The organism is Cupriavidus sp. MEYA8, from assembly GCF_059278825.1.
In genome coordinates, this window is sequence record NZ_CM181221.1 from 1,255,620 (window position 1) to 1,279,308 (window position 23,689).

The 23,689-nt window shown below is 67.1% G+C and carries 15 protein-coding genes and 2 tRNA genes; 5 read left to right on the plus strand and 12 right to left on the minus strand.

The features are described 5' to 3' along the window. Window positions 1-21: 21 nt before the first annotated feature. Both AC5WJ1_RS05885 and AC5WJ1_RS05890 read right to left on the minus strand, forming a co-directional pair. Window positions 22-4,890, minus strand: coding sequence for an NAD-glutamate dehydrogenase (locus tag AC5WJ1_RS05885; protein WP_135704993.1), 4,869 nt, complete (start codon window positions 4,888-4,890; stop codon window positions 22-24). A gap of 206 nt (window positions 4,891-5,096) precedes the next feature. Next, on the minus strand, window positions 5,097-5,711 hold the full coding sequence (locus AC5WJ1_RS05890; protein ID WP_195429548.1) for a winged helix DNA-binding protein: 615 nt from the start codon (window positions 5,709-5,711) through the stop codon (window positions 5,097-5,099). Between the two features lie 410 nt (window positions 5,712-6,121). Between AC5WJ1_RS05890 and scpC the strand changes: the two genes are divergently transcribed. Continuing rightward, window positions 6,122-7,639, plus strand: coding sequence for a succinyl-CoA:acetate CoA-transferase ScpC (gene scpC / locus AC5WJ1_RS05895; protein WP_135704995.1), 1,518 nt, complete (start codon window positions 6,122-6,124; stop codon window positions 7,637-7,639). A gap of 63 nt (window positions 7,640-7,702) precedes the next feature. Here the strand turns inward: scpC and AC5WJ1_RS05900 are convergent, their stop codons facing one another. The 3 genes from AC5WJ1_RS05900 to AC5WJ1_RS05910 all read right to left on the minus strand — a co-directional run bounded on the left by AC5WJ1_RS05900 (window position 7,703) and on the right by AC5WJ1_RS05910 (window position 9,827). Next, window positions 7,703-8,065, minus strand: coding sequence for a hypothetical protein (locus tag AC5WJ1_RS05900; RefSeq protein WP_494476406.1), 363 nt, complete (start codon window positions 8,063-8,065; stop codon window positions 7,703-7,705). Window positions 8,066-8,385: 320 nt separating this feature from the next. After that, complete coding sequence (locus AC5WJ1_RS05905) at window positions 8,386-9,366, minus strand: tripartite tricarboxylate transporter substrate binding protein BugE (RefSeq protein WP_135704996.1); 981 nt, start codon at window positions 9,364-9,366, stop codon at window positions 8,386-8,388. Window positions 9,367-9,751: 385 nt separating this feature from the next. After that, a tRNA-Lys gene (locus tag AC5WJ1_RS05910) sits at window positions 9,752-9,827 on the minus strand. A 138-nt stretch (window positions 9,828-9,965) separates the two neighbouring features. On the opposite strand from AC5WJ1_RS05910, the gene AC5WJ1_RS05915 reads away from it, so the two are divergent. Both AC5WJ1_RS05915 and AC5WJ1_RS05920 read left to right on the plus strand, forming a co-directional pair. Further along, window positions 9,966-10,874, plus strand: a complete 909-nt coding sequence (locus AC5WJ1_RS05915) for a LysR family transcriptional regulator (protein ID WP_133097430.1) — start codon at window positions 9,966-9,968, stop codon at window positions 10,872-10,874. 121 nt (window positions 10,875-10,995) lie between these two features. Next, on the plus strand, window positions 10,996-12,384 hold the full coding sequence (locus AC5WJ1_RS05920; protein ID WP_195429546.1) for an 8-oxoguanine deaminase: 1,389 nt from the start codon (window positions 10,996-10,998) through the stop codon (window positions 12,382-12,384). A 128-nt stretch (window positions 12,385-12,512) separates the two neighbouring features. On the opposite strand, the gene AC5WJ1_RS05925 is transcribed toward AC5WJ1_RS05920, so the two are convergent. After that, window positions 12,513-12,588: transfer RNA gene (locus tag AC5WJ1_RS05925), tRNA-Lys, on the minus strand. A gap of 226 nt (window positions 12,589-12,814) precedes the next feature. Here AC5WJ1_RS05925 and AC5WJ1_RS05930 point away from each other — a divergent pair. Beyond that, window positions 12,815-13,078 (plus strand): DUF1488 family protein, encoded by a 264-nt coding sequence (locus AC5WJ1_RS05930; RefSeq protein ID WP_029047712.1) that lies wholly within the window; start codon window positions 12,815-12,817, stop codon window positions 13,076-13,078. Window positions 13,079-13,285: 207 nt separating this feature from the next. On the opposite strand, the gene AC5WJ1_RS05935 is transcribed toward AC5WJ1_RS05930, so the two are convergent. The 4 genes from AC5WJ1_RS05935 to folD form a co-directional block, all read right to left on the minus strand. Beyond that, entirely contained in the window at window positions 13,286-15,130 is a 1,845-nt protein-coding gene (locus AC5WJ1_RS05935; RefSeq protein WP_371704846.1) for a SulP family inorganic anion transporter, read from the minus strand. A 174-nt stretch (window positions 15,131-15,304) separates the two neighbouring features. Next, window positions 15,305-16,135 carry an exodeoxyribonuclease III gene (gene xth / locus AC5WJ1_RS05940; RefSeq protein ID WP_494476407.1) on the minus strand — a complete coding sequence of 277 codons (831 nt, stop codon included), beginning with the start codon at window positions 16,133-16,135 and terminating at the stop codon, window positions 15,305-15,307. Next, window positions 16,132-18,225 (minus strand): M3 family metallopeptidase, encoded by a 2,094-nt coding sequence (locus AC5WJ1_RS05945; RefSeq protein WP_434032917.1) that lies wholly within the window; start codon window positions 18,223-18,225, stop codon window positions 16,132-16,134. Before AC5WJ1_RS05945 ends, xth begins: the two co-directional genes overlap by 4 nt. 122 nt (window positions 18,226-18,347) lie before the next feature. Continuing rightward, window positions 18,348-19,199, minus strand: a complete 852-nt coding sequence (gene folD, locus AC5WJ1_RS05950; protein WP_133097427.1) for a bifunctional methylenetetrahydrofolate dehydrogenase/methenyltetrahydrofolate cyclohydrolase FolD — start codon at window positions 19,197-19,199, stop codon at window positions 18,348-18,350. 195 nt (window positions 19,200-19,394) lie between these two features. Here folD and AC5WJ1_RS05955 point away from each other — a divergent pair, with 195 nt between their 5' ends. After that, window positions 19,395-20,075: a hypothetical protein gene (locus AC5WJ1_RS05955; protein ID WP_133097426.1), complete on the plus strand. Its 681-nt coding sequence runs from the start codon at window positions 19,395-19,397 to the stop codon at window positions 20,073-20,075. Window positions 20,076-20,147: 72 nt separating this feature from the next. On the opposite strand, the gene AC5WJ1_RS05960 is transcribed toward AC5WJ1_RS05955, so the two are convergent. Together AC5WJ1_RS05960 and AC5WJ1_RS05965 are read right to left on the minus strand one after the other, a co-directional pair. Further along, window positions 20,148-20,780 carry a response regulator transcription factor gene (locus AC5WJ1_RS05960; protein WP_029047707.1) on the minus strand — a complete coding sequence of 211 codons (633 nt, stop codon included), beginning with the start codon at window positions 20,778-20,780 and terminating at the stop codon, window positions 20,148-20,150. 148 nt (window positions 20,781-20,928) lie between these two features. After that, window positions 20,929-23,514: a PAS domain-containing sensor histidine kinase gene (locus AC5WJ1_RS05965; protein ID WP_135704999.1), complete on the minus strand. Its 2,586-nt coding sequence runs from the start codon at window positions 23,512-23,514 to the stop codon at window positions 20,929-20,931. Window positions 23,515-23,689: the final 175 nt, after the last annotated feature.

Genomic DNA, 23,689 nt, shown 5'->3' on the forward strand with positions numbered 1-23,689 from the left:
GCCCGCGCCACGCATGGCGCGCTAGCCGCGCTCGAGCATCCCGATCTCGCGCACCGCGACCGACAGCATCGACAGTCCCGCCGCACCCGATGCGCGCTGGTCGGCCAGCATGCGCGTAAAGCGTTCCAGCGCGCCATGGCGGCTGGCACGCCAGGCATCGATCATCGCTTCCGGCGATTCCAGTTCTCCCTGCTGCGACAGCACGCTGACCGTCAGCGCACGCTTGAGCCGGCCCAGGTCTTCGAGCGTGGTGGTGCGCGCCAGCAGGTCCCAGTGCGTGTCAGAAGGCAGCGCCAGCGCACGCTCGCGCAGCCAGCTGAAGCTCAGGTGGCTGTCCAGCGCGAAATACACCCCCGCAACGAGGTCGAGGCTGCGCTCGCACGCGTTGGCCACTTCGGCGATATCCAACGCCGCCGCCGAGATCTCGCTGCCGGCAACGCGCAAGGCGAGCGCCTCGTCGACACCTGCATCGGAAAAGGTCCTGGCATGCTCCGCCAGCGCCGCCGCATCGGCGGGCGGCAGCAGCTGGGGCAACTGCGGCACCAGCCACTGCGCCGCCTGCGTAAAGCGCGCCAGCTCGGCGCTGGCCTGGCCGCCGCTGCGTAGATAGCGGATAAACCACAGGCAGGCCCGCTCCAGCAGCACCGCCACCTGGCCGAACATGCGTGCCTGCTCGGCATCGGGCACGCGGTTGTCCAGCGCATCGATCTCCTGCCACAGCGCGGTCAGCCCGAACACGTCGCGCGCAATCAGGCAGGCGCGCACGATGTCGGCGGGGCGCGCGTCGGTTTCTTCCATGATCCGGTGCACGAAGGTAGCGCCGATGCGGTTGACCAGCATGTTGGTCAGGTGCGTCGACAGGATCTCGCGCCGCAGCGGGTGGCGATGCATGGTATCGCCATGGCGCTGGCGCAGCGGCACCGGGAAGTAATCGGCCAGCAGGCCGCCGACCAGCGGGTCTTCGGGCACGTCGGAATCGAGCAGCGCGTCGTACAGCCACATCTTGCTGTAGGCCAGCAGCACCGCGCGCTCGGGCGACGTGAGCCCTTCGCCCGCCAGCTTGCGCTCGGCGATCTCTTCGTCCGAAGGCAGGAATTCCAGCGCCCGGTTCAGCCGGCCGGCGCGCTCCAGCCAGCGCACCAGCCGCGCCTCGCCGTCGAGCAGCGCCGTGGCGTGGCGCCCGGCCACCGACAGCGCCTGGGTCTGGTAGTAGTTGTCCTGCAGCACCAGCAGGCCGACCTCGTCGGTCATCTCGGCGAGCAGCTTGTTGCGCTGCTTCTCGGTCATCTCGCCGTCGGCCATCACCAGGCCCAGCAGGATCTTGATATTGACCTCATGGTCGGAGCAGTCCACGCCGGCGGAGTTGTCGATGGCATCGGTGTTGATGCGGCCGCCCTTGCGCGCGAACTCGATGCGGCCCAGCTGGGTGAAACCCAAGTTGCCGCCTTCGCCGACCACCTTGCAGCGCAGTTCATTGCCATTGACGCGCACCGCGTCGTTGGTACGGTCGCCGGCCTGCAGATGCGTTTCCTGGCTCGACTTGACGTAAGTGCCAATGCCGCCGTTGTAGAGCAGGTCGACCGGCGCCATCAGGATGGCGTGGATCAGCTCGGCCGGCGACAGCGCGCTGGCCGTGACGCCGAGCACCGCCTGCACCTGCGGCGTCAGCGCGATGGTCTTGGCGGTGCGCGGGAAGATGCCGCCGCCGGCGGAGATCAGCGTGGCGTCGTAGTCGGCCCAGCTCGAGCGCGGCAGACTGAACAGCCGCGTGCGTTCCTCCAGCGTGCGCGCGGGATCCGGGTCGGGGTCAAGGAAGATGTGACGGTGGTCGAAGGCGGCTACCAGCTTGATATGCGGCGACAGCAGCATGCCGTTGCCGAACACGTCGCCCGACATGTCGCCGACGCCGGCGACGGTGAAGTCGGTGGTCTGGATATCGACGCCCATCTCGCGGAAATGCCGCTTGACCGATTCCCACGCTCCGCGCGCGGTGATGCCCATCTTCTTGTGGTCGTAACCGACCGAGCCGCCGGAGGCAAAGGCATCGTCGAGCCAGAAGCCATACTCGGCGGAAATCGCATTGGCGAAGTCGGAGAACGTGGCGGTGCCCTTGTCGGCCGCCACCACCAGGTAGGGATCGTTGTCGTCGTGCCGCACCACGTCGGGCGGCGGCACCAGCTGCCCGCCGACAAGGTTGTCGGTCAGGTCCAGCAGCCCGCGCAGGAAAGTCTGGTAGCAGGCGATGCCTTCCTGCAGGAAGGCATCGCGGTCGGTCGGCGGCGGCGGGCGCTTGACCACGAAGCCGCCCTTGGAGCCTACCGGCACGATCACCGTGTTCTTCACCATCTGCGCCTTCATCAGCCCCAGCACCTCGGTGCGGAAGTCTTCGCGGCGGTCGGACCAGCGCAGCCCGCCGCGCGCCACGCGGCCGCCGCGCAGGTGCACACCCTCGACCCGCGGCGAATAGACCCAGATCTCGAACATCGGCCGCGGCTCGGGCAGCCCCGGCACCAGCGCCGGGTTGAACTTGAACGACACGTAGGGACGCGGCTGGCCGTCGTCGCTGCGGTGGAAGTAGTTGGTGCGCACCGTGGCCTGGATCACGCCCAGGAAGAGCCGCAGGATGCGGTCCTCGTCGAGGTTGGGCACCTTGTCGAGCGCGGCCTCGATCTCGGCCAGCAGCTTGTCGCAGCGTGCCTGGCGCGCGGTATCGGCAGCCACCTGGCTCACGGTGTCGAAGCGCGCGATGAACAGCGCGACCAGCATCGCCGCGATGCCCGCATTGCCGGTCAGCGCGCGTTCGATATAGGCATCGCTGAAGGTCGAGCCCACCTGGCGCAAATAGCGTGCATAGGCCCGCAGGATGGTGACGTCGCGCGCGGCCATCTCGGCGCGCAGCACCAGCCGGTTGAGGTCGTCGTTCTCGATCTCGCCATGCCAGGCGCGCGCAAAGGCGTCTTCGAACAGCGCCTTGACGCGCGCGATATCGAAGTCCGCCGCGCCGCCGCTGTCGGCGATCTCCAGCCCGAAATCATGCACCCACACCGGCGCGCCGCTGTCGGGCTCGATCAAGTAGGGGCGCTCTTCGTCCACCCGCACGCCCAGGTGTTCGAGCATGGGCAGGCTGTGCGACAGCGCGATCGGCTCGCCGGCGCGGTAGACCTTGAAGCGGAACGCGCCCGGCGCGGCCTCGATCGGCCGGTACAGGTTCATGGCCATGCCGCGCGCGCTGTGGTGGGCGCGCAGCGCGTGCTCCATCAGCTCGATGTCGCGCACCGCGGTCCGGGCGGGGTAGTCTTCGCGGTAGCCCGCGGGGAACGAGCCGCCGTAGCGCTGCAGCAGCCGGTTGCCTTGTTCTTCGCCGTGGCTCTCGTGCAGCGCTTCGGCAAGGTCGTCCTGCCAGCGGCGGCTGGCATGGACGATGCGCTGTTCCAGTTCGGCGGTATCGACATGCGGCATCGTGCCCGGCTCGCCGCGCACGGTCAGCTGGATGCGTGCCAGCGGCGATTCCGACAGCAGCGGCGTGAATTCGCAACTGGTGCCGTGGAAGGCCGCGGTCAGAAGCTTCTGGATCTTCTGGCGCAGGTCGGTGTTGTACTTGTCGCGCGGCACGAACACCAGGCACGAGACAAAGCGGTCGAAACGGTCGCGCCGCACGAACAGCCGCGTGCGCTGGTGCTCCTGCAGCCGCAGGATGCCGGTGGTAATGCTGAACAGTTCGTCTTCGCTCGCCTGGAACAGTTCGTCGCGCGGATATTGCTCGAGGATCGTGACCAGCGACTTGTACAGGTGACCCTTGGTGAGGAAGCCGGCGCGCGCCAGGATATTGGCGCACTTGCGCCGCACCAGCGGGATCTCGGCGATCGGCGCCGTGTACGCGGTCGAGGTGTACAGGCCCACGAAGCGGCGCTCGCCAAATAGCTGGCCCTGTGCATCCAGCAGCTTGACACCGATATAGTCGAGATAGCCCGGCCGGTGCACGCTGGCGCGCGAGTTGGCCTTGGTGACGAAGATCGGCGAGGGGCCTTCGATGATGGCGGTGGCCGCGGCGGGCAGTGGCGTCAGGTCATCGGCGTCCGGCTCGCGCAGGCTCTCGCGCAGGATGCCCGCGCCCGAGCCCGGTACGCCGCGCAGGAAATAGCGCCCTTCCTGCGCCACCAGCTGGTAGTCGCGCTGGCCGAGGAAGGTGAAATGGTCGTCCATCATCCATTCCAGGAAGGCGCGGGCCTCGGTGCTGTCAGGGGAGGCGGCGTCAGGCGCCTGCGCCAGTGCGGCGATGGTGGCCTGGGTGATGTCGCACATCGCCGGCCAGTCTTCGACCGCGGCGCGCACGTCGCCCAGCACGCGCGCGATGCCGCTGCGCAGCGCTTCCAGCCGCGCGGCCTCGCCGCTGCGGTCGACCTCGAAGTGGATGAAGGATTCCAGGCGCGAATTGTCGCCGGGCTCGCCGGCGCCGCCCAGTGCGATGCGCTCGATCCCGCCGGCGGCGCTGCGCCAGACGCGGAACACCGGGTGGATGGCCGAATGCAACGCCAATCCTTGCCGGTTGATCTCCATGGTCACTGAGTCGACCAGGAAGGGCATGTCGTCGTTGACGATCTCGACCACGGTATGGTCGGAGTGCCAGCCATGCTCTTCCAGCGTGGGGTTGTAGATGCGGATGCGCGCGCTGCCGGGGACGAACTTCTGCGCGGTCTGCCAGTGCGCCATCACGGCGCCATACAGGTCGGCGACTTCGCAGTGCAGCAGGTCGTCGAGGTCAGCCTGGTCGTAGTAGTGCCGCAGGAAGGGCTCGGCGGCGCTGAAGGTGGCCGCCGGCAGCCGCTCCCGCGCAAAGGCAAGCAGTTCGTCCAGCAGGTGCGCGACTTTGTCTTCGTTCTCCTGCGGCATGATCTCTCCTCGCGGTATCGATAGACGACGCGGCTCGCGCGGCCCGCGCGGCAATTCGCCGCCCGGTCGGGCATGTGCCGGGGCATGCTCATACTTTAGGAAAAATCAGCGCACCTGGCGGGATAAAGTCGCGAAGAAAGCGAACGATCCGGACAGTGCGGCCGGCCCGCCTGCAGAAGGGGCGGCAACCGGCCTGGCTACGCGCCTCAGAAGCGCGCGCTGGCGAGGGTGGGACAAGAGGCCGGGCGATGCGCGACCGGGGGCAGTCCCGTGCAGGAGGCGCAGGGCGCCGGCGCGCCGCCCTGCGGGGCAATCCCGCCGGCAGTAGCGCCGGTACCGCCTGCACTCGCCAGCCTGTCCTGGCGAGCGGCTTCGCCGCCCACCCGGATCTGGCGCATGGTGTGGTCGTTCAGCCGGAGCTTCATCCGTTCCAGCAGGCTGCCCAGCGCCACGCGCTCCTGGGGGTTGAACGGTGCCACCGACACGCTGTGCAGCGCGCTGAGCGCCTGCGAAACGCGTTCGAGGCGGCTCGCGGCGGTGTCGGCGATGGACGGCGTGGTGGCTTCGGCATGCTCGATCCAGCCGTCGCGACGCAGTTCATGCAGCAGCAGTTCGGACTGCGGAACGTCGATCGGCATGGCGCCCGGCAACGGGGCGCCGCGTACGAAGTCGCCGCGCTTGATCGCGCGCAGCAACAGCCATTTGGCGTAAGTCAGGCCAGAGGCGGAGAGGGTCTGTTCCAGGGCGTCTTGCCAGGCGGTGACGGCGTCGACCAGTGCAAGGACGACCGGCTCGTTGGGTTCGAGAGGTCTGGGCTGCATGAATGGCGTCTCCTGATTTTAAATTTGCCGCCACTACGATGCTGCAGGCACCCGTCACGCTGGTGCAACGGGTTGATGGGCCGAGCATGGCCGGCCCGGGCGGCACGGTTGCTGGACCTCTCTGGCGGGCCCCTTCAACCGATAGGGCGAGACAGTACCAGAAACTTTTGCCATTTTTGTGACATTGCGGGTATGCCCTGAGACTCTGGCTGCAGTTAGTGGAGCGAAGGTCGCTGGCACTGCCGCCGCCTATGAGGAAAGCGACTGCTGCCCATGACTTTAAATCACAGCCGGAATGGGGGCGGCTGGCTACACTGCGAGCCGGAGACCCCACAACGCCAGCCTTCGGCAAACAAGGCGCGGGGCGAGCGGCATGGGCAAGGGCCTGCGCCGCCAGACCGGAGATATGGATGTACAAGGAACGCATTCGCCTGGCCAGGCTGCATGACAAGGTAGTCTCGGCCGACGAAGCCGCCGCGCTGATCCGCGACGGCATGACCGTAGGCATGAGCGGTTTCACCCGCGCGGGCGACTGCAAGGAAGTCCCGTTCGCGCTGGCGCGGCGTGCGGCGACCGAGCCACTGCGCATTACCCTGATGACCGGCGCCTCGCTCGGCAACGACATCGACCGCGTGCTGGCCGAGGCCGACGTGATCGCGCGCCGGCTGCCGTTCCAGTCCGATGCCACGCTGCGCCGCAAGATCAACGCCGGCGAAGTGATGTTCATCGACCAGCACCTGTCCGAAACCGTCGAGCAGCTGCGTTCCGGCCAGATCGCGCCGGTGGACGTGGCGGTGGTCGAGGCTGTCGCGATCACCGAGCAGGGCGGCATCATCCCCAGCACCTCGGTGGGCAATTCGGCCAGCTTTGCCATGCTGGCGCGCAAGGTGATTGTCGAAATCAACATGAACATGCCGCTGGAGCTGGAGGGGCTGCACGACATCTATTTCCCGGTCCACCGCCCGTACCGGCAGCCGATCCCGCTGATCGCGCCGGAACAGCGCATCGGACTGCCGTATATCCCGATCGATCCGGCAAAGATTGCCGCCATCGTCATCACCGCCAAGGACGACAGCCCCTCCAATGCGCTGCCTCCGGACGACGAGACGCGCAGCATCGCCGGCCACCTCAATGACTTCCTGCTGCGCGAAGTGCGCGCGGGCAAGCTGTCGCCGTCGCTGCAGCCGCTGCAGGCCGGCATCGGCACCATTGCCAACGCCGTGCTGCACGGGCTGGTCGACTCGCCGTTCCGCGACCTGAAGATGTATTCCGAGGTGCTGCAGGACAGCACCATCGAGTTGCTCGATGCGGGCCGGCTGTCGTTCGCCTCGGCATCGTCGGTGACGCTGACGCGCGAGGTCTACCAGCGCTTTCTGTCGAACCTGGACCGCTACCGCTCGCGGCTGCTGCTGCGCCCGCAGGAGATCAGCAACCATCCAGAGATCCTGCGCCGGCTGGGGCTGATCACCATCAACACCGCGCTGGAGTGCGACATCTACGGCAACGTCAATTCCACGCACGTGGGCGGCACGCACATGATGAACGGCATCGGTGGCTCCGGCGACTTTGCGCGCAATGCGCACCTGTCGGTGTTCGTGACCAAGTCGGTGGCCAAGGGCGGCGATGTCTCCAGCATCGTGCCGATGGTGGCGCACGTGGACCACACCGAGCACGACGTCGACATCATCGTCACCGAGCATGGCCTGGCCGACCTGCGCGGCCTGGCGCCGCGCGAGCGCGCGCACACCGTCATCGCCAATTGCGCCGACCCGCAATACCGCGAATTGCTGGGCGATTATTTCCGCCGCGCCGGCGCCCACGGTGGCCACACGCCTCACTTGCTGGAAGAGGCGCTGTCCTGGCACGTCGGCTTCCGCGATCGCGGCACGATGCAGCCCCCACAGCCGGCGCAGGCGCTGGCTGCCTGAAACGCGTACGCAACAATGCAAACAGCCCGCCGAAGCGGGCTGTCTTGCCTGGGCAGTGCGGGCTTATTGTGCCTTGTCGCCCTGGCTGGCGGGCGCCTTGGCGCCATCGGTGTACGGATCGTACTTGCCGGTCTTGGCACCGTCGGTGTACGGATCGTACTTGCCGGCCTTGGCGCCGTCGGTGTTCGGGTCGAACTTCTTGCCCGAGTTGGTCAGGTCGGAGCGCGTCGACTGCTTGGCGCCATCGGTGTAGGGATCGAACTTGCCCGACTTCGCCGGGTTCTGGTTCGGGCTGGCCTGCTTCTTGGTGTGGCTGCCGCCGTAGAGGTCGCCGCCCTCGGTGTAGTTCTTCTGCGCATAAACCTGCGTCGCACCCACAGCGGCGAATGCTGCAACGATCAGGGTCGAAACGGTCTTCTTCAGCATCTCTTTATCCTCGCGATATCGGCATCGCAGCGCCTGCGCGATGACGGGTTGGGGCCGAGCGTGGTCCGGCATGCGGCCGGCCGTGTGGCGGATCACCCAGCTAATGTACCGAGTTGGCGCGTGTCCGCAAAGTGAAAGTTTCTTCTATGGATATTGAAACGCTTGGGCGGAGGTTGCGTCCTGTCCAGGATCAAGATTCGGCTCCGAGAACAGAAATTTCCCATTGGAGAGCGATTTAATCGGCACGTTTTGTGGCGTCCAGACGAAAAAACGGCTGCCATGTGGCAGCCGTTCGATGTCCTCTTTGACACAAAGGCCGGTTATTCCAGCGTGATGTTCTGGTCATGCGCAATCTTCTTGCGCAGGTCCAGTTCGCGCTTGATCTGCGCGGCGTACTGGGCCGAGGTGTTGCCGTCGGTGTAGGCGCCGCTTTCAGCCAGGCGGCGCTTGACGTTCGGGTCCTGCAGTGCCTTGACCGCGGCATCGTGCACGCGCGTGATGATGGCAGCGGGCGTGCCGGTCGGGGCGACCAGGCCATACCAGGCCATGTTGTTCATGTCCTTCATGCCGGCTTCGGCAAAGGTCGGCACATCGGGCAGGCCCTCGACGCGCTTGGGTGCCGCCACTGCCAGCGCACGCAGCTTGCCGGCCTGGATATGCGGCATCGACGACGGCAGGTTGTCAAACTGCGCGTTGACCTGGCCGGCCAGCGTGTCGTTCAGCGCCGGGCCCGATCCGCGGTAGGGGATATGGACCATGTCGGTCTTGGTGATGTCCTTGAACAGCTCGCCATCCAGATGCGAGATGCTGCCCTTGCCGGCGGACGCGTAGCTGTACTTGCCCGGGTTGGCCTTCAGCAGTGCGACGAATTCCTTCAGCGTCTTGGCCGGCACCTTCGGGTTCACCGTCAGCACGTTGGGCACGTTGACCAGGTTGGTAATCGGCGCGAAATCCTTGAGCGGGTCGTACGGATTCTTGGGATTGGTGGCTGGGTTGGTCGCCATGGTACTGACCGTGGCGATGCCCAGGGTGTAGCCATCCGGCGCGGACTTGGCCAGCGCGTCGGCGCCGATCGCGCCACCGCCGCCGCCGCGGTTTTCCACCACCACCGGCTGGCCCAGCTCGCGGCCCAGGCCGTCGGAGACCGCGCGCGCGACGATATCGGTGGTGCCGCCGGCCGCGAACGGGACGATCAGGCGGATCGGCTTGGTGGGGTAGGACTGCGCCTGGGCAAAGCCGGCACAGGCCAGGCCGATGGCTGCGAGGCAGGCGGCTGCGCCTGCATTGTTGACTGCTTTCAAGGATGCCTCCGTTCTTCTTTCACTGATTGCTTGCCAGGCGGGCTGCAGGCGTTTCTATCGGGCGCCACCATCGTGCGCCCCGCGCCGTCAGTCTTCCCGCGCCGGCTGACCCGGCCGCGCCGGGGTGCGGCAGCGGCCTGCGCGTTGCGGTTCCGCGATACGGAACCAAGTTCCACAACGTGCGCGGAAGCGATTCAACCGGGAAAGCGCGTGGAAAGGAATTGGTGACAACCCGCGTATCAAGAAAACGGCGGTCGTGCCGTGCTGCCTGGCAGCGGCTTGCGCAGGAGAGGGGAGCGAGGGAAGGGCGAGCGGGAATGAGAACGGAAACGAAGGCGGAAATGAAAAAAGCCGGAAGCAAGCTTCCGGCTTTTCCTGAATTCGCTGGTGGGGCGTGAGTGACTCGAACACTCGACCTACGGATTAAGAGTCCGCTGCTCTACCAACTGAGCTAACGCCCCAACGAAGAAAAAGATTGTAGCAAGGTATCGGATACTGCGCAATACCCTTTCGCCATTTTCCGCGAAGGGGACGGCCGCGGGGCTCGCGCCCGCCGCTACAATTCGGCACCCCCCGATACACCCTGACACGGCCAGCCCATGCACGCCAGAGTCCTGCGCTATCTCGACGAGGTTGTCCGCCGCGGTTCGATCCGCAAGGCGGCCGAGCACCTGCACGTGGCGCCGACGGCCGTGAACCGGCAGATCCTTGACCTGGAAGCCGAGCTGGGCGCGCCGCTGTTCGAGCGCATCAACAAGCGGCTGCGCCTGACGCCGCTGGGCGAGATGGTGCTGGCCCACGTCCGCCAGACGCTGCGCGAGCATGACGCGCTGCGCGAACGTATCGAGGAATTCAAGGGCGCTCGCCGCGGCGAGGTCACCGTGGCGGTCACCGCGGGACTGGCCGGCTCGCTGATGCCGTCGCTGGTGCATGACTTCCGCCAGCGCTATCCGGGCATCGTGGTGCGGGTGAATGACCTGCCGGTTGCCGATATCGTCGCGGCGGTCGAGCAAGGCGATGCCGATCTCGGGCTTGGCTACGATCTGCCGGAGCTGCCCGCCTTTCGCACGCTGGCCAGCAGCGACTGGCAGATCGGCGCGGTGGTGCCGCCGGGCCATGCGCTGGCGGCGCAGCCGTCCGTGCTGCTGAGCGAATGCGTCGGCTATCCGCTGATCCTGCCGGCGCCGTCGCTATCGATCCGCGCCCTGCTGGACGCGGCCTTCTCGCGCAATGCCATCGAAGTTTCGCCGGTGGCGGAATCGACCTCGACCGTGCTGATCCGCCAGCTGGTCATGCTGGGCACTGGCGTGGCGCTGCTGAACCCGCTCGACGTGATGGAAGAGCGCGCGCGGCAGGCGCTGGTGTACGTGCCGCTGCGCGACCGCCACCTGCAGGGGCAGACGCTAACGCTGGTGGCGCGTGCCCGCGGCACCCTCAGCGCGGCCGCGGAGCTGATGGCCGAACGCATCGGCGATGCACTGGCCACGTTGTTCGCCCAGGCCCGCTAGGCGGGGTAGGGTGGATGTCCACTTTTTGTGGACACAGTGCTCGGAATTCAATGCTTAGGCGCGAGCACGCCTTCGCCTTAGACTGGCGGCATCTGTCCCCGAGAACCTAAGGAATGCCGCCATGACCCTGATTGCCCTGAACGCCGACGTACTCGTCACCATGGACGCGCAGCGCCGCGAGATCCGCGACGGCGCGCTGGTCGCCGAAGGCCCGGCGGTGCAATGGGTCGGTCCGACCGCCGGGCTGCCGCCGCAATACCGCCGCATGGTCGACGATGGCAGCGCGCAGGTGCTCGATATGCGCGGCCGCGTGGTGACACCGGGCCTGGTCAACACGCACCACCACATGTACCAGAGCCTGACGCGCGCCGTGCCCGCCGCGCAGGATGCCGAGCTGTTCTCGTGGCTGACCAACCTGTACATGCTGTGGTCGCACCTGACGCCGGAAATGATTGCCGTGTCGACCAGGACCGCGATGGCCGAGCTGATGCTGTCCGGCTGCACCACCACCAGCGATCACCTCTACCTGTTTCCCAACGGCTCGCGCCTGGACGATTCGATCGCCGCCGCGCAGGAGATGGGCATGCGCTTCCACGCCGCGCGCGGCTCGATGAGCGTGGGCCGCAGCAAGGGCGGCCTGCCGCCCGACGTGGTGGTCGAAGATGAAGCCGCGATCCTGCGCGACAGCCAGCGGCTGGTCGAGCAGTACCACGACAGCGCGCGCCACGCGATGCTGCGCGTGGTGCTGGCGCCTTGCTCGCCGTTCTCGGTGTCGCGCGACCTGATGCGCGAGTCGGCCGTGATGGCGCGCCACTATGGCGTGTCGCTGCACACCCACCTGGCCGAGAATGACAACGACATCGCATACTCGCGCGAGAAATTCGGCCTGACGCCGGCGCAGTATGCCGAAGACCTGGGCTGGGTCGGTCACGATGTCTGGCATGCGCACTGCGTGAAGCTCGACGACGAAGGCATTGCGCTGTTCGCGCGTACCGGCACCGGCGTGGCGCATTGCCCGTGCTCGAACATGCGGCTGGCATCCGGCATCGCGCCGGTGCGGGCGATGCGCGATGCGGGCGTGCCGGTCGGGCTGGGTGTCGACGGCAGCGCGTCGAACGACGGCGCGCACATGCTGGGTGAAGCGCGCCAGGCCATGCTGCTGCAGCGTGTCGGCTACGGCCCGGCCGCGATGAGCGCGCGCGAGGCGCTGGAGATCGCCACGCTGGGCGGCGCACGCGTGCTCAACCGCGACGATATCGGCGCGCTCGCGCCGGGCATGTCGGCGGACTTTGTTGCCTTCGATATGTCGGGGGTGGGCTTCGCCGGCGGCGGCCACGACCTGGTTGCGTCGCTGGTGTTCTGCACCCCGGCCAATGTCGCGGCGAGCGTGATCAACGGGCGCGAAGTGGTGCGCGACGGCGTGCTGCTGACGGCGGACCTGCCCAACGTGCTGACGCGGCATCGCGCACTGGCGCACACGCTGTTCGAGCGCGCCAGCGTCGGCGCGTGAGCGCGGGGAGGTGAACTGCCGCAGGCGTGCACTGCCTGCGGCATTTTCGAGAAAACCCGGAACGGAAAGCAGCAGCGGAAAAAGCAAAAGGCCGGAAGCATCGCTGCTTCCGGCCTTTCTGTATTCGCTGGTGGGGCGTGAGTGACTCGAACACTCGACCTACGGATTAAGAGTCCGCTGCTCTACCAACTGAGCTAACGCCCCAACGAAGAACGAGATTCTAGCATGATTTCCGGCGCTGTCAACAGTTTGCAAACAACCGTGTGCAACGCCTTTCGCGCATGCCGATGCCAGTGACGATCAGGTGAACGGAACCGAACGCCAGCCTTGCCGGTCATCGGATTGAGCGCAATCGCACAAGGCGGATCCGCACGATATGGTCGGAGCCATGTTAGGATTCTTCTCCACTTGCATATGGAGGGCTGCACCGATGGATATCAAATTCCAAGAGCAAGAACGCTACGACATCAATAATGAAGGCTTGCTCTTCCAGGCGATCGTCAATGGCGAGAAAGTGACTTGCGTAGTGACACGCGAAGCACTGTGGGAAGGCTTCAGCGCCGACCAGGTGCTGTCGCTGGAAGAGGCATTCCGTGCCGGACGCGAAACCATCGAACGCGCCGCCGTGGTGCTGATCGAGCAGGGCGCGCCCCAGCCAATCGTCGTCAAGCGCGCCCACGTGGCGCCGATCTGATGAGGATGGATGCCCCGGCCAGACGTCGGCATGCCGCGGGCGCCCATCCACCATCAGGCATCACCGCGTAGGGCCGTCCGGCCTTGCGTACCCGGCCCCGCAACGCCGGCGCAGGCACCAACGTCTTCCCCGCTGTTTCAATTTCCGGTCGTCTAACGCTGTCCTCGGCAGGCTTTTTCTTGCTGACGGCATCTTGTGCGCGACGCGTCAGCGTGCCGCCGCGGTGGCGCATGCCTGCGGCCGCGGTGCGCTGGCCGCATCGGCATCGACGGCGTCGTGCCCTGATGCCCCCGGCCGCGACGCGCATTCTTCAAAGATCCTGGCGCGGCACTGCGCGCAGATCTCGGGCGACAGCTTGCCGATGATCGTGTGCAGCGCCTGCCGCTTGGTCGGGAAAATATGGTCCGGCCCCAGCTTGTTGCTGAAGCCGGTCTGCTCCCACGTCTGCAGCACCTGCGTGCGCGGGCGGTGGAAGTAGAGATCGCCGCCCATCGCGCGGCGCTCGGCCAGCTCGTTTTCCCACATTTCCGCGCCGGCCAGGTCGATGAAATTCATGCTCTTGGTCATCGCCAGCAAGTGCGTCTGGCCGGCATTGACCTCACGCAGCCAGTGCAGGCGGTCGGTCACGTACTGGACGGCGCCGAAGTAGATCGCGCCTTCCATGCGCAGCAATTTGAGTTGCGGGCATTCCGGCTGCGGGCGGTGCAGTTCGTCCAGCGGCGTGAAGCGCCGGCCCGGGTCGTCGGCATCCGGCACCAGGCTGCGCACTGCAGGCCTCGAGGTGCGGTACAGGTAGGCCACCAGCGACAGCACGGTGCCGAGCAGCACCGCCATTTCGAGCCGGATCACCAGCGTCGCGGCGAAGGTGCCGATGGCAATCGCGAACTCGGTACGGCTGAGCGTGAAGATGCGCCGCAGCCGGGCGAGATCGAGCAGTCCCCACGCCACCAGCAGCAGCATGGCGCCGATCGCCGCCATCGGGATCTGCGCCAGCAGCGGCGCGCTGAGCGCAACCAGCGCCACCAGCCACAACGCCGAGAACACGCTGGCCAGCGGTGTGCGCGCCCCGGCTTCAAAGTTGGGCATCGAGCGGTTGAGCGAGCCGCACGAGATATAGCCGGAGAAAAAGCCGCCGGCGATATTGGACAGGCCCTGGCCGATGAATTCGCGGTTGGCGTCGATATGCTGCCCGGAGCGCAGCGCCACCGCCTTGGCGATCGAGATCGACTGGCCCAGCGCGACGATGGTCAGCGCCGAGGCGATGCCGAGCAGGTCGGGCAGCTTGCGCCAGTCGACGTCGGGCACATGGAAATGCGGCAGCGCCGAAGGGATCGGCCCGACCACGTTCACATGCTGGGCGAAGGCGCCGGCCTGGTTCAGCAGCAGCGCCACGCCATAGCCGGCGAGCAGCCCCAGCAGCATGAACGGCAGCTTGCGCCACAGCCGCTTGCACAGCAGCGTCACCGCCAGCGTCACGGCGGCGACTGCCGCTGCGGACCAGTTGATGGTCTCGGCATGCTCGGCCAGGTGGCGCAGCACGCCGAAGGCACTGGTGCCGGTCGGCACCTGCAGTCCGAACACATCCTTCAGCGCGTACAACCCGATCAGCGTCGCCGCGCCGCAGGTAAAGCCGAGCAGCACCGACGGCGAGATAAAGTTGGCGAGAGAACCGAGCCGCAGCGTGCCGACCGCGAGCTGCATCACGCCGACCACGATGGTCACCGCCAGCGCCAGCCCGATATACGCGGGGCTGCCGGCGAACGCGAGCGGGCTCAGCATGGCGAACAACGCCAGCGAATTGGCATTGGTCGGCCCCGACATCACATGCCAGCTCGAACCGAACAGCGCCGCGACGATGCAGGGCACCACCGCGCTGTAGATGCCGTACTGCGGCGGCAGTCCGGCCAGCGTGGCGAAGGCCACGCCCTGCGGCAGCACCAGCACCGCGCCGAGCAGGCCGGCGACCAGGTCGGCGCGCAGCGTGGCGCGGTCGACGCGCTGGCGCCACGGGAACATGCGATGCAGGAATGAGCCTTGCGTGGATACGGACATGGGAACAGGCCTCGGCGCCCCTGTCCGCGGTCTTGCCGCGTTCAGGGGTTCATGCGGGGTTCATGCCGTCAGTGTAGCGGGCAGGCCGCCTCGGGGCGAGCCGGGCATGCCCGGGCTTGCGTGAATGCGTGGACTGGCGGCGCATGCCGTGGCGGCCGCAGCCCGTGGCGGGCCTCAGCCGCAGTGCAGCGTGGCGACCACCGGAGTGTGATCCGAGGGCTGTTCCCAGGTGCGCGGCACGCGGTCGATCACGCAGGCGGAGCATTGCTCGACCAGCTCCGGCGACAGCAGGATATGGTCGATGCGCAGCCCGGCATTGCGGCGGAACGCCAGCATGCGGTAGTCCCACCAGGAGAAGCTTTTCTCCGGCTGCTCGAACCTGCGGAAGGCATCGGCCAGGCCCAGTTCCACCAGTGCGGCAAAGGCGGCGCGCTCCGGCGGCGACACGAGGTTCTGGCCGACCCACTTGGCCGGATCGTGCACGTCACGGTCTTCGGGCGCGATATTGAAGTCGCCCAGCAGCGCCAGGCGCGGATGGCGCTGCATTTCGTCGCGCAGCCACGCCGTCATCGCTTCCAGCCACTTGAGCTTGTACGTGAACTTCTCCGACTCGGGCGACTGGCCGTTGGGGAAGTAGGCGCAGACCAGGCGCAGGTCGCCGTAGGTGGCGGCGATCACGCGCTGCTGCGCATCCTCGAAGCCGGGAATATTGCGCACTACGTCGACCGGCCCGGGCATGCTGGCGTCGCGCGCGAGAATGGCCACGCCGTTGTACGTTTTCTGGCCGGTGTAGATGCTGTGGAAGCCCGCATTCTCCAGTTCGGCCAGCGGGTACTTGTCGTCCGGCAGCTTCAGTTCCTGCAGGCACAGCGCGTCGATCGGCGCGCCGGCCTGGTCCTGCTCGGCCAGCCATTGCAGCACCTGCGGCAGGCGCACCTTCAGCGAATTGACGTTCCAGCTCGCGATCCGCAGCGGACCGGTGGCGGGTAGTGCAACCGCGCTCATGCCGCCATCCCGCCGTGGCGCAGCAGCGCATCGATCTGCGGCGCGCGGCCGCGGAAGGCGACGAAGGATTCCATCGCCGGGCGGCTGCCGCCCACCGACAGGATCTCGCGCTGGTAGCGCGCGCCGGTCTCGCTGTCGAGCACGGTGCCCGACAGCTGTGCCGCTTCCTCGAACGCCGCATAGACGTCGGCCGACAGCACCTCCGCCCACTTGTAGCTGTAGTAGCCCGCCGCGTAGCCGCCGGCAAAGATATGGCTGAAGGTGTTCGGCCAGCGCGACAGCGGATGCTGCGGCACCACGTGCACGCGGTCATTGATCTGGCGCGAGAGCTCCAGCACCGAGGCGGCGCCGGCCGGGTCGAAGTCCGTATGCAGGTGCATGTCGAACGACGAGAACACGATCTGGCGCAGCGTCATCATGCCGTTCTGGAAGTTCTTGGCGGCCAGCATGCGGTCGAACAATGCGCGCGGCAGCGGCGCGCCGGTGTCGACGTGCTGCGTCATGCCGGTCAGCACTTCGTATTCCCAGCAAAAGTTTTCCATGAACTGCGACGGCAGTTCCACCGCATCCCATTCCACGCCGTTGATGCCGGACACGCCCAGCTCGCCCACCTGCGTCAGCATGTGGTGCAGGCCATGGCCGAACTCATGGAACAGCGTGATCACTTCGTCGTGCGTGAACAGCGCGGGCTTGTTGCCCACCGGCGCGGAAAAGTTGCAGGTCAGGTATGCAACCGGCGTCTGCACGCCGCCTTGCTCGAGCACCTTGCGGCCGCGCGCGTCGTCCATCCAGGCGCCGCCGCGCTTGCCTTCGCGCGCGTACAGGTCGATGTAGAACTGGGCCAGCAGCGTGCCGTCCGCAGTGGTCACGCGGAAGAAGCGCACGTCCTTGTGCCAGGTCTGCGCCGGCTCGGCCTCGATGCGCACCGAGAACAGCTTCTGCACCACGCCGAACAGGCCTTCCAGCACCTTGGGTTCCGGGAAGTACTGCTTGACCTCGTGCTCGGAGAACGCATAGCGCTGCTGGCGCAGCTTTTCCGAGGCATAGGCCACGTCCCACGGCTGCAGGTCGGACAGGCCGAGTTCGGCGGCGGCGAAGGCCTTCAGCTCGGCCCAGTCCTTCTCGGCGTAGGGCCTTGCCTTGATGGCCAGCTCGTCGAGGAACTTCAGCACTTCGGCCGGCGACTCGGCCATCTTAGGTACCAGCGAGACTTCACCGTAGCACTGGTAGCCGAGCATCTGCGCTTCTTCGCGGCGCAGCGCCAGCTGGTCGCGCATGTTGGCGGTGTTGTCCCACTCGCCCTGGCCCTGGCCGTATTGCGCGCCCAGTTCCGAGGCGCGCGTGACATTGGCCTCGTACAACGTCTGGCGCAGCGCGCGGTCGTCGGCGTACTGCAGCACCGGGAAGTACGAGGGGAAGTGCAGCGTGAATTTCCAGCCGGCCTTGCCGTCTTTCTCAGCGGCGTGGCGGGCGGCTTCCCGCGCATCGTCGGGCAGGCCGGCCAGGCGTGCCTCGTCCTCGACGATCAGCGCGTAGGTGTTGGTGGCGTCCAGCACATGGTCGGAGAAGGCCTTGGACAGCTGCGCCTGCTGCTCCTGGATCTCGGCGAAGCGCGGTTTCCGGTCTTCGGGCAGCTCGGCGCCGCCCAGGCGGAAGCCGCGCAGCTCGTTCTCGATCAGCTGGTGGCGGGCCGCGCTCATGCCGGCGAACTCGGGGCTGGCGGCCAGCGCCTTGTACTTTTCATACAGCGCCAGGCTCTGGCCGAGCGACGACCAGAACTCGGTCATGCGCGGCAGGTTGTCGGCGTGTGCCTTGCGCAGTTCCGGCGTGTCGGCGACCGCGCTCAGGTGGCTGACCACGCCCCAGGCGCGGCCCAGCGGCTCGGTGGCGGCTTCCAGCGCCTGCACGGCGTTGGCCCAGTCGGCCGGCGTGGCCGGATCCTCGGCGCGGGCGACCGCCTGCTGCGCATTTTCGAGCAGCACGTCCAGCGCCGGGCTGATGTGCTCGGGCCGGATCTCGGCGAAGCGGGGCAGGTCGGAAAAGTCCAGCAGCGGATTGTTGGCCGGGGTGGCTTGTGCGGCTTGGTCCATGGCGTGTTCTCGGTTGGCTGGCCTCAAAGGTCGATGCCCCGCAGATGGGGGCGGGGTGCGGGCATTTCCAGCACCCCGTGTGGCGTACTGTAGGTCGAATGTACGCCGAACGCGCGCGCGCTTCAGCCCGCGGCGCGTTCCGCGGCTTCCAGCGTGTTGACCAGCAGCATGGTGATGGTCATCGGGCCGACGCCGCCAGGCACCGGCGTGACGTAGCCGGCCACCTCGCGCACACCCGCGAAGTCCACGTCGCCGCACAGCTTGCCGTTGTCGTCGCGGTTCATGCCCACGTCGATCACGACGGCGCCCGGCTTGACCATGTCGGCGGTGATCAGGTTGCGCTTGCCGACCGCGGCGACGATCACGTCAGCGTCGCGGGTATGGGCGCCGATATCGCGCGTCTTGCTGTTGCAGATGGTGACGGTGGCACCGGCCTGCAGCAGCAGCATCGCCATAGGCTTGCCGACGATATTGGAGGCCCCGACCACCACGGCACGCGCGCCGCGCAGCGGGTACTGGATCGAATCCAGCATCTTCATGCAGCCATACGGCGTGCACGGGCGGAACAGCGGGGCGCCGGTCATCAGCGCCCCGGCGTTGGCGACGTGGAAGCCGTCGACGTCCTTTTCGGGGGCGATCGCTTCCAGCACCTTGTGGCTGTCGATGTGCTTGGGCAGCGGCAGCTGCACCAGGATGCCGTGGATGCTCGGGTCCTGGTTGAGCGCGTCGATGCGGGCCAGCAATTCCGCCTCGGACAGGTCGGCCGGGTAACGGTCCAGCGAGGAGTGGAAGCCGTTGTCCTGGCAAGCCTTGACCTTGTTGCGCACGTAGACCTGGCTGGCCGGGTCCTCGCCGACCAGGATCACGGCGAGGCCGGGGCGGTGACCGCGCTCGGTCAGGCTGGCGGCGCGCTGGGCGGCTTCGGAGCGGATTTGTTTGGCAAGGGCGTTGCCGTCGATCAGTTGGGCAGACATGGAGGAAAAGACCGGTTTGGGCGGGTTTGTGCGAATTTGGGCGGATCCGGCAGATGGCTTCGGCCGCGGGTGGCGTGCGCCCGTCATGCGGGCATGCGGATCAAAGGCGAATTATAAAGGGTCAGTGCGGGCTGGCGCGCGCAGCTTGACCGGATGCAAGGGTTGTAGGGGTAAGGGACTGGTAGCATCGGCCGCATGCACACCGCGCTCCCGTCCCTGCTGTCAGATCCGCTGCTCGTTGTCGTGTCCCTCGCCGGACTGCTGTGGGCGCTGAGCCGCCGGCCGTGGCGCCTGCTGCGGCGCAATTCGCTGCAGCACGCCTGGCTGGGGGCGATGGTGCTGGTGGCGCTGCTGTGGACGGTGCGCGCCACGCTGGTCGGCGGGCTGGTGATCCAGTTGCTGGGCGCCACGCTGATGGTGACGCTGTTCGGGCTGCCGCTGGCGCTGCTGTCGCTGTTCGTGGTGGACCTGGTGTCGCTGTTCGGGCTCGAATACCTGGCCGGCCACAGCTGGGCGCTGTTCGACTGGCCTTCGCTATGGGTGCGCTATACCTGGCTGGCGCTGGTGCCGGCGCTGCTTTCGGCCGGACTGCAGGCGCTGATGCGGCGCTGGCTGCCGCGCCATCCGTTCATCTTTATCCTGGGGCACGGCTATTTCACCGCGGGGCTGGCCGCGCTGGGCGCGAGTGCCGCGCAGGCGGCGTGGCGGCACGTGATGGCGCCGGGGCTGCCGTTCACCGTGGCCGATACGCTGGCGGCTACGCTGATCCTGGCGTTTGGCGAGGCGTTCCTGACCGGGCTGCTGGTGGCCGTCTTTGTGGTCTACCGGCCACAATGGGTGGTCACGTTCCGGGACGAAGATTACCTGAAGAATTGAGACCGGGGCGCCGGCAGTGGCGCCCGGAAAGGCTGGCCAGGAGGGCTTGAGGAGGCCAGCCGGCGCCGCAGGTCAGCTGTTGCGCGACAGGGCCAGGCGCAGCAGGTCGGCGACCGTGTTGACGTTGAGCTTTTCCATGATGTTGGCGCGGTGCGCCTCCACCGTCTTGATGGAAATGCCCAGGTCATCGGCGATCTGCTTGTTCAGGCGGCCTGCCACGATGCGCTCCAGCACCTGCTGCTCGCGCGTGGTCAGCTTGCCCAGCAGGTCCTTGGCGGCGCGCTGCTCGCGCGCGGCCGAGTGGTCGGTGCGGGCCTTCTGCAGCATGCGCTCGACCAGCGCGCGCAGTTCGGATTCGTCGAACGGCTTCTCGATGAAATCGATGGCGCCGCGCTTCATGGTCGATACCGCCATCGGCACGTCGCCATGGCCGGTGATAAAGACGATCGGGATATTGATGTTCTCGGCGATCATCCGCTCCTGCAGTTCCGGGCCGCTCATGCCGGGCATGCGCACGTCGAGGATCAGGCAGGACACCTGGCTGGCGTCGTAGGCGGCGAGGAACTGCTCGGCGCTGGTAAAGCTGCGAACCTGGTAGCCATTGCCCTCCAGCAGCCAGGTCAGCGAGTCGCGCATGGCTTCATCGTCGTCGACGATGAACACGGTCTCGCCGCGGTGGGGCGTGGGGTTTGGCGTTGCGGTCATGTAGTCTCCTCGGGACAACAATTCATTGCTGCGAAGTGTAACCGCCCCGGGGCCTCTGTGGCGAGACGGATCCCCCACATGCGTAGGGAGTCCGCGCCGGCCTGCCGGGGGCGTCCGGAACGAATCGGACAGCGGTCGAATGCGGGGATTATTGTTCGGCCATCACCGGATGCAGCGGCAGCATGATCTTGAAGGTGCAGCCAATGCCGTCGACATTGTTCTCCACCCACAGCCGGCCCTGGTGCGACTCGATGATCGAGCGGCAGATGTTCAGCCCCATGCCCATGCCGTCGGACTTGGTGCTGAAGAAGGGCTCGAACAGCCGTTCCTTGGTCGCTTCGTCGACGCCCGGACCCTGGTCGATGACATCGATATGGACGTTGTCGCCGAACTCGCCCGGCTCCACGCGCGCGTGCAGGCGCACCACGCCGCCGGCGCGCAGCGCCGGCAGGCCGGCCATGGCTTCGACCGCGTTCTTGAGCAGGTTCACCAACACCTGCTCGATCAGCACCGGGTCGACATAGATGGTCATCGGCGGCGCCGGCAGCCGGGTCAGGATAGTGACGCGGCGGCGGGTCGCCTCCAGGTCGGCCAGGCCCACGGCATCGGCGACGATATCGTGCAGCGCCGCTTCGCGGCGCTGCGGCTGGCTGCGCTTCACGAAGCCGCGGATGCGGCTGATGATGGTGCCCGCGCGCACGGCCTGCGCGGAGGTTTTCTCCAGCACCGGGATCAGGTCTTCCGGCGTGCTGCGGCCCGAATGCAGCCGCGCCACCGCGCCCATGCAGTAGTTGTTGATGGCGGCCAGCGGCTGGTTCAGCTCGTGCGCCAGCGACGACGCCATCTCGCCCATGGTGGTCAGGCGGCTGGTGAACTGCAGGCGTTCCTCATGCTGGCGCGCCATTTCCTCGGCGGCCTTGCGCACGGTGATGTCGGTGGCGATCTGCATCTGCGCCAGGTGGCCGTCCACCCACTGGATATAGCGGCGGCGCACTTCGAACCATTTCTGCATGTCGGGCACGAACACCTCGCGCGCGTCCGACGCATAGGGCATCAGCTCGGAAGCGGGCAGGCCGGCGTAGGCGTCGACGTAATCGGTGTTGTCGCTCGAGACCTGTTCCTTGTCGAGATCGTCGCCGGCGAGCTTGAGGTGGCCCTCGGCCTCCCAGCCGAACAGCTGGCGGTAATAGCGGTTGGCGAACAGCAGCTCGGCCTTGTCGGTGGCGAGCACCGACACCGCGGCGTCCAGGCTCTCCAGCACTGTGGTGAAGCGGTCATGCGCGGCGGCCAGTTCCTCGCGCGCGCGCTTGGGCTCGGTGATGTCGGTCATCGAACTCATCCAGCCGGTATGGCGGCCGCGGCTGTCGACCAGCGGCGACACATACATGCGCGCGTAGAAGCTGCTGCCGTCGCGGCGCATCGTGCGCATCTCATAGCCGCCGGCGGGCGACTTGCCCTGCAGCGTCAGGTCGATCTGCTTCTGCATCTCCTGCTGGTCGTTCGGCGGCCAGTAGGGGAAGGGCGGCAGGCGGCCGACCAGGTCGTTCTCCTGCCATCCGGTCATGCGGCAGAAGGCGGGGTTGACGTAGGTGATGCGGCCGTTCAGATCGAGCGCGCGCAGGCCGATCAGCATCGAGTTTTCCATCGCGCGCCGGAACGAGGTCTCGGCCAGCAGCGCGCGCTGCGCCTCGGAGCGGCGGCTGGTATGGCGCCACATGCTCCACAGGCTCCACAGCAGGAAGCAGGACAGGCCCACCACCAGCCACAGCAGCATGTTGTTGGGCAGGTTCGACGGCGGCGGGTAGGCGTCGGCGCGCAGCGACAGCGAGTGGCCGGGCGGATCCAGCAGCACTTCATACGACAGCGCGTTGCCGGGCACTGGACGCAGCGAGGTGCTGGCGCGGGTCTGGTTGTTCTTATCGATCAGCGAGAAGCGGTAGCGCTCGGTCAGCTCCGGCGGTAGCAGGTGCGTCAGGATGCCGTTGATCGAGTACAGCGCGCCGAGCGTGCCGAGGAACTCGTTGTCGCGCACGATCGGCACTTGCATCAGCATGAAGCTGTCGCCGCGGTCGTTGACCAGCGGGCGCGAGTAGACCACGCGCTGGGTTTCGCGCGCGGCATCGAAGGTGTCCAGCACTTCGGGCTCGAGCGGCTGGTCCTGGTTTTCGCGCAGGCGCACCGCGAACTCGGACGTCGACGGCAGCGACCAGCGGCCGCGCTTGGTGGCGTCGAGCCAGTTGATAAAGACGATCTCGGAGTTCTCGCGCAGGATTTCCTGGGCGGCGGTACGGTAGGCGCCTTGCTCCAGTTGCGCGGCGGCGATGTCGCGCGCCAGCGAGGCCAGCTGGTCCTGGTTGCTGAGCAGCGACAGGCGTACGCGCTGTTGCGCCCAGGCGGCGTCGCGGTACAGCGCATCGCGTTGCTGCTGGCGCTCGGTCTCGTGCAGCGACCACAGGATCACGCCCATTGCCACCGTGAACAGCACGATCGCGACCAGCGGGATGAACATGAACCAGCTGGTGGCGACGAGATTGCGCCAGCGCAGCCACCACAGGCCGCGCGGGGCCGCCACCGGCGCGCCGTCGTCGGGGTCGAGGGTGTCGATCGGACCGAGCCCCGTCGCCGGAGGCGGGTTGTGGCCGGTGTCGCCCCCGGCGGCCTTGGCTGTGCCCGAAGCATCGGGAGAAAGCATGGCTGCACGCAGGCGGGAGAGGTAGCGATCGAGGAACGGCATGGGAGGGATTGACGGCTGACCGTTCAGTGTACCGAGATTATTGCGGTGCGTCGCTTGGGGAAAGCGCCAATGAAATCCCGGCCGCCGCTGTCCGCGCGGGCGCCCTTGCGGCTGGCGCCATGCGCGTCGTGGCGTGGATCTTGGTGCATTGCGTCATTATTCCACATCGTAAAAA